Source organism: Marinobacter antarcticus (genome assembly GCF_011049865.1).
GTDB classification, from domain to species: Bacteria; Pseudomonadota; Gammaproteobacteria; order Pseudomonadales; family Oleiphilaceae; genus Marinobacter; species Marinobacter antarcticus_A.
On sequence record NZ_DRGY01000073.1, the window covers coordinates 1 to 16,833 of the forward strand.

Annotated in this window: 17 protein-coding genes, 1 tRNA gene and 1 pseudogene; 12 read left to right on the forward strand and 7 right to left on the reverse strand. The window is 53.8% G+C overall.

All coding sequences use genetic code 11. From position 1 onward, the window contains the following. Together ENI00_RS09110 and nadA are read left to right on the forward strand one after the other, a co-directional pair. Positions 1-157, forward strand: a pseudogene (locus ENI00_RS09110) (group II intron reverse transcriptase/maturase); the annotation flags it as partial. Between the two features lie 137 nt (positions 158-294). Then, the gene (gene nadA / locus ENI00_RS09115) at positions 295-1,356 is read left to right on the forward strand and encodes a quinolinate synthase NadA (protein ID WP_304101496.1); all 1,062 of its coding nucleotides are present in this window, start codon (positions 295-297) and stop codon (positions 1,354-1,356) included. Between the two features lie 18 nt (positions 1,357-1,374). Here nadA and ENI00_RS09120 read toward each other — a convergent pair whose 3' ends face one another. After that, the gene (locus ENI00_RS09120; RefSeq protein WP_304101497.1) at positions 1,375-2,850 is read right to left on the reverse strand and encodes a M48 family metalloprotease; all 1,476 of its coding nucleotides are present in this window, start codon (positions 2,848-2,850) and stop codon (positions 1,375-1,377) included. 171 nt (positions 2,851-3,021) lie between these two features. Between ENI00_RS09120 and ENI00_RS09125 the strand changes: the two genes are divergently transcribed. The 7 genes from ENI00_RS09125 (at position 3,022) to ENI00_RS09155 (ending at position 9,118) form a co-directional block, all read left to right on the forward strand. Further along, the gene (locus ENI00_RS09125; protein ID WP_304101498.1) at positions 3,022-3,249 is read left to right on the forward strand and encodes a sulfurtransferase TusA family protein; all 228 of its coding nucleotides are present in this window, start codon (positions 3,022-3,024) and stop codon (positions 3,247-3,249) included. A 16-nt stretch (positions 3,250-3,265) separates the two neighbouring features. Continuing rightward, entirely contained in the window at positions 3,266-4,345 is a 1,080-nt protein-coding gene (locus ENI00_RS09130) for an AI-2E family transporter (RefSeq protein WP_304101499.1), read from the forward strand. Between the two features lie 133 nt (positions 4,346-4,478). Next, a complete protein-coding gene (dapA, locus tag ENI00_RS09135; RefSeq protein WP_304101500.1) occupies positions 4,479-5,357 on the forward strand; it encodes a 4-hydroxy-tetrahydrodipicolinate synthase in 879 nt (292 codons plus the stop codon). Between the two features lie 47 nt (positions 5,358-5,404). Next, complete coding sequence (bamC, locus tag ENI00_RS09140) at positions 5,405-6,532, forward strand: outer membrane protein assembly factor BamC (protein WP_304101501.1); 1,128 nt, start codon at positions 5,405-5,407, stop codon at positions 6,530-6,532. 48 nt (positions 6,533-6,580) lie between these two features. After that, entirely contained in the window at positions 6,581-7,303 is a 723-nt protein-coding gene (purC, locus tag ENI00_RS09145; protein ID WP_304101502.1) for a phosphoribosylaminoimidazolesuccinocarboxamide synthase, read from the forward strand. A gap of 43 nt (positions 7,304-7,346) precedes the next feature. Further along, a complete protein-coding gene (locus ENI00_RS09150) occupies positions 7,347-8,087 on the forward strand; it encodes a TIGR04219 family outer membrane beta-barrel protein (protein ID WP_304101503.1) in 741 nt (246 codons plus the stop codon). A gap of 23 nt (positions 8,088-8,110) precedes the next feature. Further along, complete coding sequence (locus ENI00_RS09155) at positions 8,111-9,118, forward strand: NAD-dependent epimerase (RefSeq protein ID WP_304101504.1); 1,008 nt, start codon at positions 8,111-8,113, stop codon at positions 9,116-9,118. 1 nt (position 9,119) lies between these two features. Here the strand turns inward: ENI00_RS09155 and ENI00_RS09160 are convergent, their stop codons facing one another. The 6 genes from ENI00_RS09160 to galU form a co-directional block, all read right to left on the reverse strand. Further along, positions 9,120-9,515: a glutaredoxin family protein gene (locus tag ENI00_RS09160; protein WP_304101505.1), complete on the reverse strand. Its 396-nt coding sequence runs from the start codon at positions 9,513-9,515 to the stop codon at positions 9,120-9,122. 77 nt (positions 9,516-9,592) lie between these two features. After that, positions 9,593-10,519: a cation diffusion facilitator family transporter gene (locus ENI00_RS09165; RefSeq protein WP_304101506.1), complete on the reverse strand. Its 927-nt coding sequence runs from the start codon at positions 10,517-10,519 to the stop codon at positions 9,593-9,595. Positions 10,520-10,769: 250 nt separating this feature from the next. Then, a tRNA-Val gene (locus ENI00_RS09170) sits at positions 10,770-10,846 on the reverse strand. Between the two features lie 54 nt (positions 10,847-10,900). Beyond that, the gene (locus ENI00_RS09175; protein ID WP_304101507.1) at positions 10,901-11,851 is read right to left on the reverse strand and encodes a DMT family transporter; all 951 of its coding nucleotides are present in this window, start codon (positions 11,849-11,851) and stop codon (positions 10,901-10,903) included. Between the two features lie 186 nt (positions 11,852-12,037). Beyond that, entirely contained in the window at positions 12,038-12,307 is a 270-nt protein-coding gene (locus ENI00_RS09180; RefSeq protein WP_304101508.1) for a hypothetical protein, read from the reverse strand. 257 nt (positions 12,308-12,564) lie between these two features. Further along, positions 12,565-13,404, reverse strand: coding sequence for a UTP--glucose-1-phosphate uridylyltransferase GalU (galU, locus tag ENI00_RS09185; RefSeq protein WP_304101509.1), 840 nt, complete (start codon positions 13,402-13,404; stop codon positions 12,565-12,567). 296 nt (positions 13,405-13,700) lie between these two features. Between galU and ENI00_RS09190 the strand changes: the two genes are divergently transcribed. The 3 genes from ENI00_RS09190 to ENI00_RS09200 all read left to right on the forward strand — a co-directional run bounded on the left by ENI00_RS09190 (position 13,701) and on the right by ENI00_RS09200 (position 16,830). Then, a complete protein-coding gene (locus ENI00_RS09190; RefSeq protein ID WP_304101510.1) occupies positions 13,701-14,855 on the forward strand; it encodes a ShlB/FhaC/HecB family hemolysin secretion/activation protein in 1,155 nt (384 codons plus the stop codon). Positions 14,856-14,971: 116 nt separating this feature from the next. Then, on the forward strand, positions 14,972-16,525 hold the full coding sequence (locus tag ENI00_RS09195) for a glucan biosynthesis protein G (protein ID WP_304101511.1): 1,554 nt from the start codon (positions 14,972-14,974) through the stop codon (positions 16,523-16,525). Positions 16,526-16,560: 35 nt separating this feature from the next. Beyond that, complete coding sequence (locus ENI00_RS09200) at positions 16,561-16,830, forward strand: hypothetical protein (protein WP_304101512.1); 270 nt, start codon at positions 16,561-16,563, stop codon at positions 16,828-16,830. Positions 16,831-16,833 lie beyond the last annotated feature (3 nt).

The window sequence follows — 16,833 nt, forward strand, 5'->3', positions numbered from 1 at the left end:
GGAAGTGCGGGCGTGGACCAGCGCCACCAACGGTCGCGGACCGTGGTGGAACAGCGGTGCCTCCCACATGAACGCGGCCTTGCCGAAGAAGGTCTTTGACCAATGGGGACTCGTGTCGTTGCTTGATACAGTATTACGGCTTCAGCGCCGACCATGAACCGCCGTATACGGAACCGTACGTACGGTGGTGTGAGAGGACGGCGGGAGTAATCCCGCCTCCTACTCGATCCTGCTGATTCACCAAGCGCTGAAATGATATACTCAGAGGCAGAACGTAACTGAGAGTAGCTCTACATGACGAAAGCTGAAGACCGAATCCTTGTGCAAGAACACTTGGCCCATGCAGCAGAGCCCAAGTCGCTCAGCGCTGATGAGAAGGCGCAGCTTGAAAATCGTATCAAGGCTGCCCTCAAGGAAAAAGACGCCGTGCTTGTGGCGCATTATTATGTGGATCCGGACATCCAGCGTCTCGCTGAGGAAAGCGGTGGCTGCGTTGCAGACTCACTGGAGATGGCACGTTTCGGCAATCAGCATCCGGCCTCAACTGTGGTTGTAGCGGGCGTTCGGTTCATGGGCGAAACAGCCAAGATTCTGAATCCGGAAAAACGAGTGCTGATGCCTACCCTGGAAGCAACCTGTTCTCTGGATATCGGGTGCCCCGCTGATGAGTTTGAAGCGTTCTGCGATCAACACAGCGATCGTACCGTGGTGGTTTATGCCAATACGTCTGCGGCTGTAAAGGCTCGGGCAGACTGGGTTGTAACGTCCAGCTGTGCTCAGGCGATCGTAGAAGATCTCGATGCCCGGGGGGAGAAAATCCTGTGGGCTCCGGACAAGCACCTTGGCCACTATGTGCAAAAAACGACGGGCGCAGACATGCTGCTTTGGGACGGCTCTTGCATCGTGCACGAGGAGTTCAAGCATCGCGGTCTGGAAGACCTCAAAGCTCTGTACCCGGACGCCGCGGTTCTGGTTCATCCGGAGTCCCCGGATGCGGTGGTTGAGTTGGCTGATGTCATAGGTTCAACCTCGCAGTTGATCCATGCCGTTCAGACCCTGCCAAACGAGCGATTCATTGTTGCGACGGATAACGGCATTTTTTACAAGATGCAGCAGCTCGCGCCCGGCAAGACCCTCATTGAAGCGCCAACGGCCGGAAACGGTGCAACGTGCCGAAGCTGCGCCCACTGCCCATGGATGGCGATGAACGGCCTGGAAAATCTGCTGCATGTGATTGAACACGGCGATCAGGAAGTGTTTGTCGATGCGCAAACCCGGGAGAACGCACTCCGACCCCTGCGTCGCATGTTGGATTTTACGGCAGAGATGAATCTGAAGGCTGTGGGCAACGCCTGAGTCGAGCGGTTGCCGAACCTAACTGTTACGGTGGGCCTGAAGTCGACTGGTAATTTCTCCCAGGCGCTCATTCACCACCTGCCGCTCGGCTGAGCCTGCGGGCAACTTCTCCTGAGCCTGCCTGAGCTGCCTCTGGGAGGCCTCCAGATCCCCCATCAGTGCGTCGTATTCTGCACGGGCCCGATGCACACCCACGATGTTCCTGGCCATGCCCTCAGCCTCTGCAAGCCGCAGCCACAGATATTCCTGTTGTGGCATCCTGCGTGTCAATTGTTTCAGGTACTCAGCGGCCCGGGTGCCGTTGCCCGTTGCAATCTCAACATCTACCAGAGTAGAAGTGATTGGGTAGTTGCCGGGGTTTCTGCTCAGGGCTTCCCTGAGCAGCGACCGGGCCTGGTCCAGTTTTTTCTCCCCAATCAAGATCTCTGCGAGCGTTACCTGCAGCGTTATCCGGCCGGGGTTGCCAGCCAGTAACTCGTTGATAATAACAGCAGCTTTTTCAAACTGATCATTGCTCATGTACGCAATAGCCAGCCCGTACCGAATGGCCTCGTTACTTTGAGCGCCCGACTTTTGCAGGTAGCTTTCGAACGTTCCCACCGCAATTTCAGGTGAGGGCGCGTAGTGCACCTGCAAGCGGCTGCGCACCAAATGGTACTCCTGGCCGTCGCGGATTTTCTTATCAGGATACTGCTCCGCCCGGTTCCGGGTATCGGCTACCCGGCTCTGGGTCAGCGGGTGAGTTGAAAGATACTCCGGCACATTACGTCCTTGCAGCCGGTTTTGCCGCATCATGATCTCGAACATTTCAGGCATGCCCCGGGGGTCCATGCCTGCACTTGCCAGAATGACCAGCCCCACGCGGTCGGCTTCTTGTTCGTGCAACCGGCTGTAAGCCAGCATATTTTGTATGGCCAGCGCCTGAGTGCCGACAATCGCAGCAATGCCTATATCCGATTGCGTGACCGCTGAGAGCACAATGCCGGCAATCATCCCGGCAATCGTGAGTGGCGTACTGGTTTCCTGTTGCTCCAGGCGGCGAGCAAAGTGCCGTTGGCTCAGGTGGCCGAGCTCGTGGGCAAGCACAGACGCGAACTGCTGCTCGGTGACCGCATTCAGAAACAGGCCGCCGTTTACGCCAACAATCCCGCCGGGCACCGCAAAGGCGTTTATGGCGGGGTCGTCAATTAACGCAAGGGTTAAATCGCGGTTTTCCAGCGGCGCTGCGGGCACCAGCCGGTAGATGATTGAGCTAAGATAGTCGTAGACCAGTGGATCGGTTATACGTGGCGCCGAGCGTCGGATTGACACCATAACCTGCTGTCCGATATCGCTCTCTTGCTGCCCGGATAAAAGCCCACCACCGGTTCCGCCAATGTTTGGTAGCTGTGTTTCCTGAGCGGTGAACGCAGAACCCGGTGCCAGCGAAAGCGCAAGAACCACAGCGATTGAAAGCTTTCGGTAACTGCGAAATTCGTTAAGAACGTTCTTCATGTAATGCAGTGTGCTCCTGGTGCTAACTACCCCTGTGACAGCGGATGACGGTCGAAATTCCGGTCGCAAACCCGGATCTGCCCATTAACAGGTATTGTGATGCAATACAGTATCACTGGGGGCATAATGCCGGCTTGCGAATTCTATGTCTTGCGATGGTGCACCTTTTTTATGGTTGATCGTACACTGGATGCGTCCGGGCTCCATTGCCCAATGCCTCTGCTGAAAACAAAGCTGGAACTCAACAGTATGTCTCCCGGTGAGACCCTTGAGGTAATCGCCACCGATGTGGGCTCTGCCCGCGACATCCCGGCCTTTCTGAAGTTGTCCCGCCACCGCCTGGTGGACATCTTTGAAACGGATGACCGTTACCGGTTTGTGATAGAGTGCGGCCGTTAATTTTTCGGAGTCTCTGATGTACAGAATTTTACGCGGTCTTGCGCACAAATACTTTTCAGATGAAGAAGCGGTTATTCTTTTTCTGATTCTGGTGATTGGCACCGTTTTTGTTATCTGGTTTGGTGCCATGCTCGCCCCGGTGATTGCGTCGCTCATCGTTGCGTTTATTTTGCAGGGGCTTGTGACGCGGTTGCACTCACTGGGGGTGCCCGAGGGCATCGCGATATTGACCGTGTTCCTGGTATTTCTCGGCGTTCTGGTTGGCTTCATTTTTGGTCTGTTACCGCTGATATGGACTCAGGTCAGTGCTCTTGCGGGTGAGGCGCCCCGAATCATAGGCGAGCTGCAGTCCTATCTTGAACTGTTGCCCGAAGAGTACCCCCACCTGATCTCGGCTGAGGCAGTGAGCAGCCTTTATCAGCAGGTGAATACCGAAGTAGGGCACCTGACCCAGTGGTTAGTGTCCTTCTCGCTGTCGAGTATTCCTGATCTGGTGGCGCTGCTGATTTACATGGTTCTTGTGCCCATACTTGTGTTTTTCTTCCTGAAAGACCGTCAAGTTCTGTTGGGCTCCATTTCCGGTTTGCTTCCAATCCAGCGCCCGATGATGCTGAAAGTCTGGCACGAAGTGAACCTTCAATGTGCCAACTATGTGAGGGGTAAAGCGCTTGAAATTCTTATAGTTGGTGGTGCAACCTACATCTCGCTCAAGCTTATGGGCGTGCCCTATGCCGCTCTGCTTTCGCTTTTGGTCGGCCTGAGCGTTGTTATCCCGTATATCGGTGCTGCCGTTGTGACCATCCCGGTTGCGGTGATTGCGCTGTTTGCTTTCGGTTGGGGTAGCCACTTTATCTGGGTGATGGTGATATATGGCATTATTCAGGGTTTGGACGGGAACGTGCTAGTGCCGGTGTTGTTTTCGGAAGTAAACAATTTGCACCCGGTCGTCATTATTGTCGCTGTCTTGTTCTTTGGCGGCATTTGGGGCTTGTGGGGGGTGTTCTTCGCCATCCCACTGGCAACAGTGCTGAAGGCCGTGTCGTCGGCCTGGCCGGTGAAAGAGGCCTATCCTTCCACCGCACCAGACCGAATTTAATCAGCGCACTTATCAGAGTGCGTTAACAGCCCCAAGCACTTCAGTTCAACAGATGACATGACATCTCCTTTAATTCCCTTGTGTCAGCTCGTGCCCAACATTACCATATCCGTTTTACTCGCACGGAGCATTTATGATTACGGGTAGCCTTGTAGCACTGGTCACGCCCATGCATCCAAACGGTGACATTCACTGGGAGGATCTGGACAAACTGGTGGACTTTCATCTGGAGAACGGTACTGACGGTATCGTTGCTGTGGGAACCACCGGCGAATCCGCAACGCTCGATCAGAAAGAGCACTGCCGGGTAATGGGTCATATTATCAAACGCGTTGACGGGCGAATTCCCGTTATTGCGGGTTCGGGCGGCAATAGCACGCGAGAAGCCATTGAGTTGACGACCGAAGCCTACAAGCTCGGTGCAGACGCTTGCTTGCTGGTTGTGCCTTACTACAACAAACCTACCCAGGAAGGCCTGTACCAACACTACAAAGCCATTGCTGAAGCGGTGCCGGGTCTGAGCCAGATGCTCTATAACGTGCCGGGTCGCACGGCCTGCGATATGCTGAATGAAACCGTTTTGCGATTGGCTGATATCCCCAATATCGTTGCTATCAAGGACGCCACCGGCAATATTCCCCGTGGCGCTGAACTCATTGCCGCTCTTGATGGGCGTTTGGCGGTGTATTCCGGCGACGACGCCACTGCGGCAGAACTGATTCTGGCGGGCGGGCAAGGCAACGTGTCGGTTACCGCGAACGTTGCGCCCAGAGGCATGTCCCAGCTCTGCGCCGCTGCCATTGCCGGCAACCGCGAAGAAACCGAGCGCCTGAATGAATTGCTGATGCCCCTGAACCGAAAGTTGTTCCTCGAGGCGAACCCCATCCCGGTAAAATGGGCGTTGCAGCGCATGGGTATGATTGGTGAAGGTATCCGGCTTCCGTTGACGCCGTTCAGCGAAAAATTCCACGCCGAGCTTGAAGAAGCAATGAAAGCTTCGGGTATACTCTGAGTTTGCAGATACCCACCCTGAAACAAACCCACATAGAGAGTAGGCCAATGCCGGTTCTTTCAGGAACCCGTAAATCCAGTGCGTTCCGACCTATTGTGGTTGCATCCGGATTGCTACTGGTCGTCGCGACGGCCGGTTGTAGCCTGATTGACGACCGCTCAGAACGTTATGTCGATGCAAAGGAAGGGGGAGCGCTGGCTTTGCCGGAAACGGCAGATCCTTCCCGTTTCAATGAGGTAATGCCCATTCGTGGGATAGATCTGGCAGATGCCAGCAAAATGTATCCGTCTGATATTCCTTCCCCCCCTGACATGACCTCGGAAATTCTCGACGAAAACTACGTGGTTGAGGAGCTGGATGGCCGCGCATGGTTGTTGGTAAACGACGTACCCGGTCGTATCTGGCCAGTGGTAACCGCCTACATGAACGAGCAGGGTCTGGGCGTTGCCTATGACAATCCACAGCTGGGTTTGCAGCAAAGTGAATTGGCGAACTTCAGCATGCGGGCGCGGGAACTTCTGGAGCTTCCCAACACCTCTGCCGAGGCAACCGCTGCCGAACCCAAGGCAGTGCTGCAGGTACGTGTTGCGCCGGGCGTGCGTCGGAAAACCACCGAAATTCAGGTGCGTAAACTTACCTCGGAAAACGTGTCAGAAGAGGGGGCGTCCTGGCCTACTGAGCTCATTTCCTGGCGTGGCGTCGCGGACCCTTCAGTGGAAGAGTTGGCGTTGCAAAAACGCCTGCTTGCGGGGCTTGGGGAATTCCTGAAGGCTCGGGAAGAAAGCAAATCTGTCTCCCGGGCCGCGTCAGTAATGGTTGCGAAACCCCTGGTGAAACTTTTGTCTGAAAATGACACGGCGAACGCTATTCAAATGGATCTGGACTACGGTCGTTCCTGGGCCGAAGTGAATCGGGCGCTTGCCGAGTCGGATATTGCTGTGGTTGATCTCAACCGGAGTGAAGGCTGGCTTTTTGTCGATTTTCGCACCGCCGACGAGCGCGACCCGGGCTGGTTCAGCTGGTTCAGTGATAAAGAAAAACCTCGCCACACCCACACGGTCAACCTGACCAGGCGAAACGGCCAGGTATACGTTACGGCGGAAGCAGCCAAAAATTACAGTGATGATCGAACAGCTGAAGATCTGCTGACACAGCTATTTGATTACCTGTACTGATTCAGAAGGGGCGCTCGCGGTGCGGGCCTCCGTTTCGGAGACTTACGAATGGAAAAACGTGAAGAACTCTACGCAGGCAAGGCCAAGTCTGTGTTTCGCACTGACGATCCGGAGCGCTTTGTTTTGGTTTTCCGGGACGACACCTCAGCGTTTGATGGCGAAAAGAAAGAACAACTGAATCGCAAAGGCATGGTAAATAACTGCTTTAATGCGTTCATCATGGAAAAGCTTGAGGCTGCCGGCGTACCGACACACTTCGAGGGCTTGTTGTCAGCGACAGAAACCCTCGTGAAAAAACTGGATATGATCCCGGTAGAATGTGTGGTTCGAAATGTCTCTGCTGGAAGCTTATGCCGCCGGTTGGGCGTGGAAGAGGGGCAGGAACTGAACCCGCCGACCTATGAGCTGTTTTTGAAAAATGACGCTCTGCACGATCCAATGGTGAACGAGTCTCTCGCCGTCAGCTTCAGCTGGGCCAGTGAGGCTGAGCTTACACAGATGAAAAAGCTCACTTACAAAGTCAATGACGTATTGAAAGCCTTGTTTGATGAAGCCGGAATGTTGTTGGTGGACTACAAACTTGAGTTCGGTCGCAGCAGCGGTGACAGCACTGACATCGTGCTGGGTGACGAGTTCAGCCCTGACGGCTGTCGTATCTGGGACAAGGAAACCCGTAAAAAAATGGACAAGGATCGCTTCCGCCAGGGTCTGGGCGACGTGATAGAAACTTATGAGGAAGTTGGTCGCCGGCTCGGTATCCGCTTCCAGTGATTATTAACGACATTCACATCGACAATAACGACACAGGTGCACCATGCGTAAACTGACACTTGCAATAGGCAGCTCTCTTGTTCTGGCAACTCCTTTTGCAATCCCCTTGGCGCACGCCGACGTGGTTGGGCTGGGTGCCAGTCTGAGCTACTGGGATTCTGACATGTCCGGTAACGTGGCCTCGGGTAATAACTCGGTTGACGTGAATGACGATTTAGGGCTGAAAGGCGACGGCAACGCTAACGCCAGCATTTACCTGGAGCACCCGGTACCCTTGCTGCCCAATGTGCGCCTGGCATACACGCTGGTTCAGCAAAGTGGCCGTGGAACCCTGGCAACCCCATACGATACCGTAAGCCCCGGCTCTGTTTATTCTGAGCTGGATCTTGAGCAGCTCGATCTTACCCTGTATTACGAGATACTCGACAACTGGGTAAATCTTGATCTGGGCGTGACAGTGCGAGACTTTTCGGGTGATTTGCAGGTAAGGAACACAATCGATTCAACACAAACCCGCACCAAAGCAGACGGTGTCATACCGTTAGGCTATATTGCAGCACGCTTTGACCTGCCGCTGACCGGCGCGGCCATTGGAGCAGAGGGCAATTTCATCAGTTTCGATGGGAACTCCATGCGCGATTTCAGCGTGTACGGCCAATACAGCCTATCACTGCTGCAGCTACGCGCAGGCTATCGCCAGATTGCGGTTGATTATGAAGACGGCAGTGACGTGTTTGACGTAAAAATCGACGGACCGTTCATCAGTGCAGGCGTGGCGTTCTAAAGCGTCGCAAAAGGAGCAACAACTTGAAGATTCTGGTTACGGGCACTGCCGGGTTCATCGGTGCGCAACTGGCGTATCGGTTACTTGAGCGGGGAGACGAAGTCATCGGCGTTGATAACGTTAACGACTATTACGATGTCAGTCTCAAGGAAGCCCGTCTGCAACGCCTGATCGGCCATCCCCGCTTCACAGAGGTGCGACAGGATGTCGCAGATCGCGCTGCGATGGCGAACATTTTCGCAAAGCATCGCCCCGAACGCGTTGTGCATCTCGCCGCCCAGGCGGGTGTTCGGTACTCATTGGAAAATCCCAACGCCTATGTGGAGTCCAATCTTGTGGGCTTCATGAATATTCTGGAGGGATGTCGCCATAACGCGGTGAAGCATCTGGTTTTTGCTTCAAGCAGTTCCGTTTATGGTGCCAATGAGGCGATGCCGTTTTCTGTCGAGGATAACGTGGACCATCCTCTGAGCCTATATGCGGCCTCTAAAAAAGCCAATGAATTGATGGCGCATTCATACAGTCATTTGTATGGCCTGCCCACTACCGGTCTGCGGTTCTTTACCGTTTATGGCCCATGGGGCCGCCCGGACATGGCCCCGTTTATATTTACCAAAAAGATTCTTGCCGGTGAGCCAATAGATGTTTTTAACCACGGCCATCACAAGCGCGATTTCACCTACATAGACGACATTGTAGAAGGCGTTGTTCGCACGCTTGATCAGGTCGCGCTGCCCAACAGCGACTGGAGTGCACAAGCCCCCGATCCGGCCACCAGCAAGGCTCCCTATCGTATTTACAACATCGGCAGCAACAATCCTGTGGAGCTGTCGCGCTTCATAGAAATCATAGAAAAACGAACGGGTAAGAAAGCGCAGAAAAACTTGCTACCGATGCAGCCGGGCGATGTACTGGCCACTTACGCAAACATCGATAGCCTGTCTAACGACGTGGGCTATAAACCGGAAACCCCCGTGGAAGAGGGCATGGCAAACTTTGTAGACTGGTACCGCGAGTTTTACCAGGTCTGATTCAAGCGGTTTTACCAAAGCGTTGTTCCAGCCAGTCATTGATCTCACCGGATTCGAACAACCACTGTTCATCCCCATCCGGGTTCTCAATTCGCAGGCAAGGTACCTTCACCTTGCCTCCGCCCTGTTCAAGATCTGCCCGATGCGTCTTATCGTGTTGGGCGTCCCGCTTTTCAATAGTCAGGTTAAGCCGCGCTATCTGCTTTCGTACCCTGGTGCAGAAAGGGCAGGTTTTAAACTGATACAGCGCCAGGCTTTCGCAGGCGGCATCCACTTTTTGTTGCTCATCGGCACTGCGCTGCATTGGTTTGCCAGTGCCAAGCTTTTCGCTCAACAGCACAAAGGGCGTGAGAACGAGACGTAACGTCCGGAAAAAATAACGAATAACCAGTCGCATTGAATAAACCTTCAGATTGGTGCATGAATTAGATGAGGCAGTATAGAGCAAACACCTTTTCGTTTGTCCTTGAGGCATCAATTATTGTTGGCGGCATGCGCCTTGAGTGACTCGGCCTCAACGAACATCCGCTTCACCTGTGGGTAAGCCTGCTTGATGCGTTCGTCCAGGTCGGCGATAACCTGCTCCAGTTCGGCCACCGAGTTTTGCGGAGTAAACTTGACGCTCAGGTTAACGAGCACGAAGTCGGGGCCCATGTGCATGGTCAGGAGTTCGTTCACCTCATTGATCTGCGGCGTTTCGGTGGCAATCTTGCGGATACCGGCTACTACCGGCTTGTTGGCTGCCTCGCCAATCAGCAGGCCCTTGGTTTCGTACGCCAGCCAAATCGCCGTGCCACCCAGAATCAGCCCGATAATCACCGACGCCGCACCGTCCATCCAGTACATGCCGGTGTGGTCTGCCAGGAAAATACCGGCCATCGCGACCAGCAGGCCAATGATCGCCGCAGAATCCTCGAACAGCACCACGAACATGGTGGGATCCTTGCCTCGGCGAACCGCTTCAAAATAGCCCCACTTACCCTTTGATCGTGAAAATTCAACGAACCCGAAACACCAGGCGGCCCCTTCAAACAGGATGCCCAGTCCCAGTACGATGTAGTTCACCATCGGATCCCCGATCGGGGAGGGGTTGATGATGTGGGTGATCCCTTCGTAAATCGAGATGCCAGAGCCCACGGCAAAGATCAGAATGGCGACTACGAAGCTCCAGAAATAGATCTCCTTACCATAGCCAAATGGAAATCGCTCGTCGGCAGGCCGGGCACTTTTTTTCAAGCCGTACAGCAACAGGATCTGGTTACCGGTGTCGACCAGAGAGTGAACCCCTTCTGAAAACATGGCAGAGCTGCCGGTTATCACCGCCGCAAAAAATTTGGTGCACGCGATCAGGAAGTTACCGCCAAGCGCAGCGTAGATGACTTTTTTGTTGGAGCCGGCCATAGGGGATGTCCATTGTGCGGTTCGGTGCGTCCGGTCAGGATAACGCACAACTCAAGTGTTCGCCGTGTAAATATCTGAGCCCGGCGAGGACTGTGGTTGATACCATAAACGTTATCCACAATGCTTGTAATGGCGCAAAGAATCCAGAAAGGCCGGAATTGTACAAACGAGGGTTTTTAGAATCTTTTGAGAATGCTTTGGGAATGCTTTGAAAGGAGCGTTGCAGGTACCACGTAACGTATTGAAAAAATGGTAGGACCACCCAGATTCGAACTGGGGACCTCTACCATGTCAAGGTAGCGCTCTAACCAACTGAGCTATGGTCCTGTGTTCTGCAACGGAGCGAAATATACTGATTCCTTTGTTTTTGGTCAACCTCTTTTAACCGGTTTTTCTTTTTCTGAGAGCCGTCTTAAGTGCTTTGCTCAGCGCGCTCCAGCGGTTAACGATAAGCGCTGCGAAGATTAATCCGCATCCGGCCAACTGCATGGGGGTCATGTTTTCCCCGAACCACCCGGCCGCGAACAGAGTCACCCACACAGGTTCCAGTACCAGAATAACGGCACCGTGGCTGTGGGTGGACAGGCTTTGAGCGTAGGTTTGCACAAAGAAGCGCCCGGCCGTTCCCACAATCGCGCTTGCGAGAACCCACCAGATCAACAGCGGTGGCGGCGCGCCGAAGGTGGGCCTCCAGGGTTCGGCAATAAACGATTCGGTCAGCGTCACCAATCCTACGGTAAGTAGGGCAATGGCCGTGAGGGGCAGGGCGGGTATACGAATTTTTTCAACGGTTTTACCTTGGCGATTGATGACTGTGCGCTGGTTTGCCGCGCGCGTGTTCAGCGTAAAATAAAGCGCAAAAACAGTGGCGGCCATCGCGAAGAATATTTGGCCGGGCTCCGGTTGAAAGCCGTTACGAAGAGAGAGCAGGGCCAGCCCCGCTATTGCAACCGGAATCGCAAACCAGGTGCTGGCAGGTTGTATTTCCTTGAAAACAGCGCGGGCAATTACGGGAACAATCACCACGCCCAGACTGGTGATAAAAGCGCCTTCACCCAGGCTGGTGCCATGAAACAAACCCATCACCCAAAAGCTCATGGCAACGCCAAACACCAGCCCAACGCCCACACCGCGCTTGAGTTGATCGCCGTTCAGGCGCGTCAGTGGTCGCCAGGCGAACAACGCCAAAAAGCTACCGGCAATCAGAAACCGCAACGCCATGAATAACAGCGGCGGCATGAGCAGCACCGCTTCTTTTGAGAAAATCCAGCTTACGGCTGCAAGCAGCGTAACCATCACAAGAAACAGGTCGGATTTATGGGCGTCAGACATGGGCTACAGGGTTCACCAGAAATTTAAAAAGAGCAGTAGCCCTATAATGTATAGCTAGCGAACTAAAAAAGAAAGCCGGTTCATTAAGAGCCGGCTCTGTGTTCTGCTAAACGCCAAGAAAGGATTTAGTTGCTAAGCGTTGAGTAAACAAGAGTAGACATATCCGTCTGGTCTGAACCCGGCACCTCAATGTACTGGTCTTTTGAGCCCCAGAGCTTCCACCAGGGGCGCTTGCTGTAGCGTCTGCTGGCAAAGTCTACCTGTAGACAGGTCGTTCAGCACGCCCAGGTTGTCTGGTTTGGGCTCTATGCCCGTGAAGACTTGCACAGCCGCGCGAAGGGGCCAGTTATAAAAGCTGACGGGAATGACCAGATTATTGTTGTTGAGGTAGGTATCCTCCAGCCCTTCAAAATCTCCCAGGTGTGGCTCGATCGTCAGGCTGGAGGCGTGTCGCACGGGTTTCTGTGCCCCAATTAAAACCGAAACGATTGTCTGCCGACAGCAAGTACCCAGTGCCAGCCACAAGGGAGGCCGCGACGGTAACGGCCAGCTGAGCAATAACAAGGCGGCCGCCGTTCAGTCCCGCAGGCTCACGCTTCGATCGCTTGGCCAAATCCATCCACCGGGGCCAATTGGGTGACACAGCCAAAGAGGTCTGTGCACTGAAGGTACCTGCGGGATTGCGTTCAGGCCAGCAGAGGCGCCGGTTTTCGTTATTTCGACTTCTTGTAGATGTTCTCGTAAACGTAGTTGGTGGCTTCTACAAAACCGTCAATGCTACCGCAATCAAAGCGCCGGCCTTTGAACTGGTAGGCAAGTACGCAGCCATTTTTGGCCTGTTCCAGCAGCGCATCGGTAATCTGGATCTCGCCATTTTTACCCGCTGGCGTACGCTCCAGAATGTCGAAAATATCTGGTGTAAGAATATAACGGCCAATGATCGCCAGATTGCTCGGAGCATTTTCGGGAGTAGGCTTCTCAACCATATCGGTAATGCGGTACAGGCCGTCTTTCATGGATTCCCCGGCAATCACACCATACTTGTGGGTTTCATCCGCCGGAACTTCTTCAATCGCCACAATGGAGCAGCGGAACTGGTTATACAGCTTGACCATTTGCGCCAGCACGCCGTCTTCGCCTTCACCTGGGCCAACACAAAAGTCATCTGCAAGAACAACAGCAAACGGGTTGTCACCGATTAAATTCCGGCCGCTCAGAATGGCATGACCGAGCCCTTTCATTTCAACCTGACGGGTAAACGCAAACGTATTGTGGTCGATCAGATCGCGAATGGAGGTCAGCAAATTTTCTTTGCCGGATCCCGCAATCTGATGTTCGAGTTCGTAGCTGATGTCAAAGTGGTCTTCAATCGCCCGCTTGCCCCGGCCCGTCACAAAGCCGAACTCATGAATGCCGGCTTCGGCTGCTTCTTCAACGCCGTACTGAACCAGCGGTTTGTTAACAACGGGAAGAATTTCTTTTGGCATCGCTTTTGTGGCGGGCAGGAAGCGTGTGCCGTAACCGGCAACGGGGAAGAGGCACTTTTTGATCATTTTGTTCGTCCTTTTTTCGGAATTTATCGCGTGTCCATAATGTGGAGCGAGTTTACCAAGTTATTCGTTCGAAGGGGGAGGGCGTGCGCCCCCGATCTGGTCTGGATCTTTTTCCCCCTCTGATTCGCATCTAAAGTAGCGCTTTTAAATGTAGCGGTAACCTACTGTTTTCATGTGTGTTAAAACTGTAATTTTTTGATACCATCGCTGGATTCTGGCGCTGTATTTTTTTAAAATGTCGAAGCGTTTATTTAAGTCACTGTAATTCCTGATTTTTTAACTTTTGAGGCTTTTTCGTGGGACGTGCTCTGTCGGTCGCCCTTATTTTCGGCGTTTTAGCCGGTCAGGTTTCTGCCAACAGCGGGAAATCTCCCGCCGAGTCCCCCTTGTGGGATCTGTATCCAACAGATCTTGTCCAGTCGGTTACCCGTTATGTAGCCTCTCACGTGGAGTTTTCCGGTGACTCCAGACAAACCAGTGACAAAGCAGATGGGCGTATCAATCTGGTCAGCAATAACCTGATCTGGTCACAGCACGTGCTCGGCCTCAATTTTAGCGATTCCATTGCCCGGGAAGGCAGTGCGGAGTCCACATCGCTCGCGCTGAGATATTCGTTCCCGTTGGCAGGCAGTGATTTCCGGATAGATCTCGAAAACGGGGATTATTCCGGTGAGGCCAGCGGTTCGGGGCTGCGTTATGACACCCGGGGGGCGCGCCGGAATTTCAAAATAACGGGTAACCGACCTCTATGGTCCTGGCGAAACCTTGAAGTCAGCAGTGTGTTCTCCCATATCAGCAGCAGCAGTAGCGCATTTGAAGACAGTCTTTGGGTAGAGGATGCCGCTCATCGGCTGTCGAGCTTCGGGCTTCACGGTTCTGCCTCACGAGAGTTGTTTGGGGGTGTGTACGCAACCACGTCGCTGATGGTCGTCGGCGGTATGGATTCTGAAGAAATTTCCAGTTCATCGGGTAAAAGCAGCGATTCTGAGGGGTTTCACCGATTCGCTTTGGCAGCGACGTTCAGTAAAGACGTGCTGAGCTGGCGTCTTGGGCTTAACGGCCGCTACCAATTTGCCCCGGAAGACTTACCGTCCTCCGAATACCTTGGCATTGCGGGTCCCGGCATGATGCGGGGGTTTAACGGCCAATCGGTGCGCGTAGCCCAAGGTGGCTGGTTGCGTATGAATGCCCGCAGCCCGGGATATCACTGGCCATTCGCATCCGAACTCAACTCCTCTATCACCTTTTCCCTGCTGCAGGGCTGGGCGCCTTATTCAGCGGTCCAGTCCGATCGTTTTGGCAGTGCCAGCACGGGCGAAATCTCCGTACAGCTCTATGCCAAAGATTTTCAGGCGGACATGCGCATTGGCCAAATGCTCAATGCGTCCAACACCGCGCTCCTTATGCCCACCAGCCCTGATCTCTCCTTCTCAATCACCGTCGGTATCTGAACACAGATATTCCTGTCATTCGGTGTCATATCAGCCTCGTTGTTACTAAGATGTCACTTGAGGCCTGCCGTATGGCAGGTGTTACATTTGTAGTCATGTTGACAAGGAGTTTGGCGATGACTGGACCACGGCTGCCCGTGTTTTTCTCTTTTATTGTTCTGATAACAACGTCCAGTTTTGCCCAGGCATTTGGATTTGAAGATGTCACTGATAAAGCCAAAACCCTGGCCGGCGAAAAATATCAGAAGCCAGCGCAGGCCCCTGATTTTCTGAGAAATCTCAGTTACTCGGATTACCAGTCTATTCGCTTCAAGCCAGACCAGAGTCTCTGGCGCGCCAGCGGATCGCGTTTTCAGGTGATGATGATCCCGCAGGGCAGTTTTTACTCCAATGCCATCAAACTGAACGTTGTTGATGGGGAAGGTGTACATCCGCTCGGGTTCGATAAAACGCAATTTGATTACCCCAACCCTGAACTCGCAAAACGGATCCCGGCCGATCTTGGGTATGCGGGTTTCAAATTAACCTACCCGTTATCCGATAAAGACGAGCAAAATCAGTTTTTAGTGTTCGGCGGCGCGAGCTATTTCCGGGGCGTTGGCGCAAATCAAAATTTTGGCCTTTCCGGGCGCGGAATTGCCATCAACACGGGCCTTCCGTCGGGTGAAGAATTTCCCTCATTTACCGAGTTCTGGATGGAGCATCCAAAGGCCGATAGCGACGTTATGGTGGTGTATGGCTTGCTGGATGGACAGAGTCTGACCGGCGCTTACCGGTTTGAAATTCAGCCGGGCAAAAGCGCAAAAATGGACGTAACCGCGCAACTGTTTTTTCGGAATGACATTGAACAATTGGGCCAGGCACCGCTCACATCCATGTTCTATTACGGTGATAATACGTTGCGGCCAAGAGGCGAGTGGCGCCCCCAGGTACACGATTCCGACGGCCTGCTGATCAATGATGGCAAAACCGGTGAATGGCTATGGCGCCCGTTGGTTAATCCGGCCGAGCTGCAGCTGAGTTACCACCACGTACAAAGCCTGAGCGGCTTCGGGTTGATCCAGCGCGACCGTAAGTTCGACGACTTTCAGGATAGCGAAGCTCGCTACGACCGTCGCCCGAGTATGTGGATCAAGCCTCGCGGCAACACCGACGAAGCTTGGGGCGAAGGGCAGGTCGTGCTGGTTGAAATCCCGTCGCGCTCAGAAACCAATGACAACATTGTGGCGTTTTTCAAACCGAGCCAGGCCATAAAAGCCGGTGAAAATCGTCATCTGGAATACTCCGTAACGTTTGGCGAGCCTGATATCACAGGGCAGCCTAACGGGCGCACGGTACGCACGTTCGTGGGTAACAAAAATGCTAATAATGAGGGTCCGAACAAGGCCTTGCGATTGATTGTTGATTTTAAAGGAGGTGAGCTGGCAGAGCTTCACCCGGATGCGGCAGTGGTCAGCCAGGTAAGCGGGGGCGAGGGCGTTGAAGTCATTGAACACTTTGTAGAATACCTTGCGGTCGACGACGTGTGGCGCCTGTCTATTCTCGCAAAGCCGCCGGCAGATAAGCCGCTTACCTTGAGAGGCGTGCTGAGCAAAGATGACAAGCCTGTTACGGAGACGTGGACGTATCTGCTCGGGCCGTCAACAGACCTGCGCGGCAGTCCGCAGTAGTAACAGCCGATTGCTAAAACAGGCACGGAGACAACATGGAAGACATTTCCTTTCAGCATGTATTTAGTCGCGTGTACAACTATTTGCGTGAAGCCGGGGTTGAAATGGCCAGTGAGCAGTGCCGGCAAATGCTGCAGCTGATCGACGATGCGGTCGCCGAAGTTGGCGCGGACGAGGGTGGCCATCGCCTGCTGGAAAATGCGATGAACAAGCTGCCGGAGTACTTCACGGTTCCCGACGTACAGATTCCCGCAGCGTCACCGCCGCTGATCCGGGGCAGCATCGGATACAATCGCCGTGGATAGCCG

Bases quoted from the DNA above. Each gene is read 5' to 3' on its own strand.
- ENI00_RS09175 (WP_304101507.1), bottom strand. From the start codon at position 11,851: ATGTCTGACGCCCATAAATCCGACCTGTTTCTTGTGATGGTTACGCTG.
- ENI00_RS09165 (WP_304101506.1), bottom strand. From the start codon at position 10,519: ATGGCCGGCTCCAACAAAAAAGTCATCTACGCTGCGCTTGGCGGTAAC.
- ENI00_RS09125 (WP_304101498.1), top strand. From the start codon at position 3,022: ATGGTTGATCGTACACTGGATGCGTCCGGGCTCCATTGCCCAATGCCT.
- ENI00_RS09160 (WP_304101505.1), bottom strand. From the start codon at position 9,515: ATGCGACTGGTTATTCGTTATTTTTTCCGGACGTTACGTCTCGTTCTC.
- dapA (WP_304101500.1), top strand. From the start codon at position 4,479: ATGATTACGGGTAGCCTTGTAGCACTGGTCACGCCCATGCATCCAAAC.
- ENI00_RS09150 (WP_304101503.1), top strand. From the start codon at position 7,347: ATGCGTAAACTGACACTTGCAATAGGCAGCTCTCTTGTTCTGGCAACT.
- purC (WP_304101502.1), top strand. From the start codon at position 6,581: ATGGAAAAACGTGAAGAACTCTACGCAGGCAAGGCCAAGTCTGTGTTT.
- nadA (WP_304101496.1), top strand. From the start codon at position 295: ATGACGAAAGCTGAAGACCGAATCCTTGTGCAAGAACACTTGGCCCAT.
- bamC (WP_304101501.1), top strand. From the start codon at position 5,405: ATGCCGGTTCTTTCAGGAACCCGTAAATCCAGTGCGTTCCGACCTATT.
- ENI00_RS09120 (WP_304101497.1), bottom strand. From the start codon at position 2,850: ATGAAGAACGTTCTTAACGAATTTCGCAGTTACCGAAAGCTTTCAATC.
- ENI00_RS09200 (WP_304101512.1), top strand. From the start codon at position 16,561: ATGGAAGACATTTCCTTTCAGCATGTATTTAGTCGCGTGTACAACTAT.
- galU (WP_304101509.1), bottom strand. From the start codon at position 13,404: ATGATCAAAAAGTGCCTCTTCCCCGTTGCCGGTTACGGCACACGCTTC.
- ENI00_RS09130 (WP_304101499.1), top strand. From the start codon at position 3,266: ATGTACAGAATTTTACGCGGTCTTGCGCACAAATACTTTTCAGATGAA.
- ENI00_RS09195 (WP_304101511.1), top strand. From the start codon at position 14,972: ATGACTGGACCACGGCTGCCCGTGTTTTTCTCTTTTATTGTTCTGATA.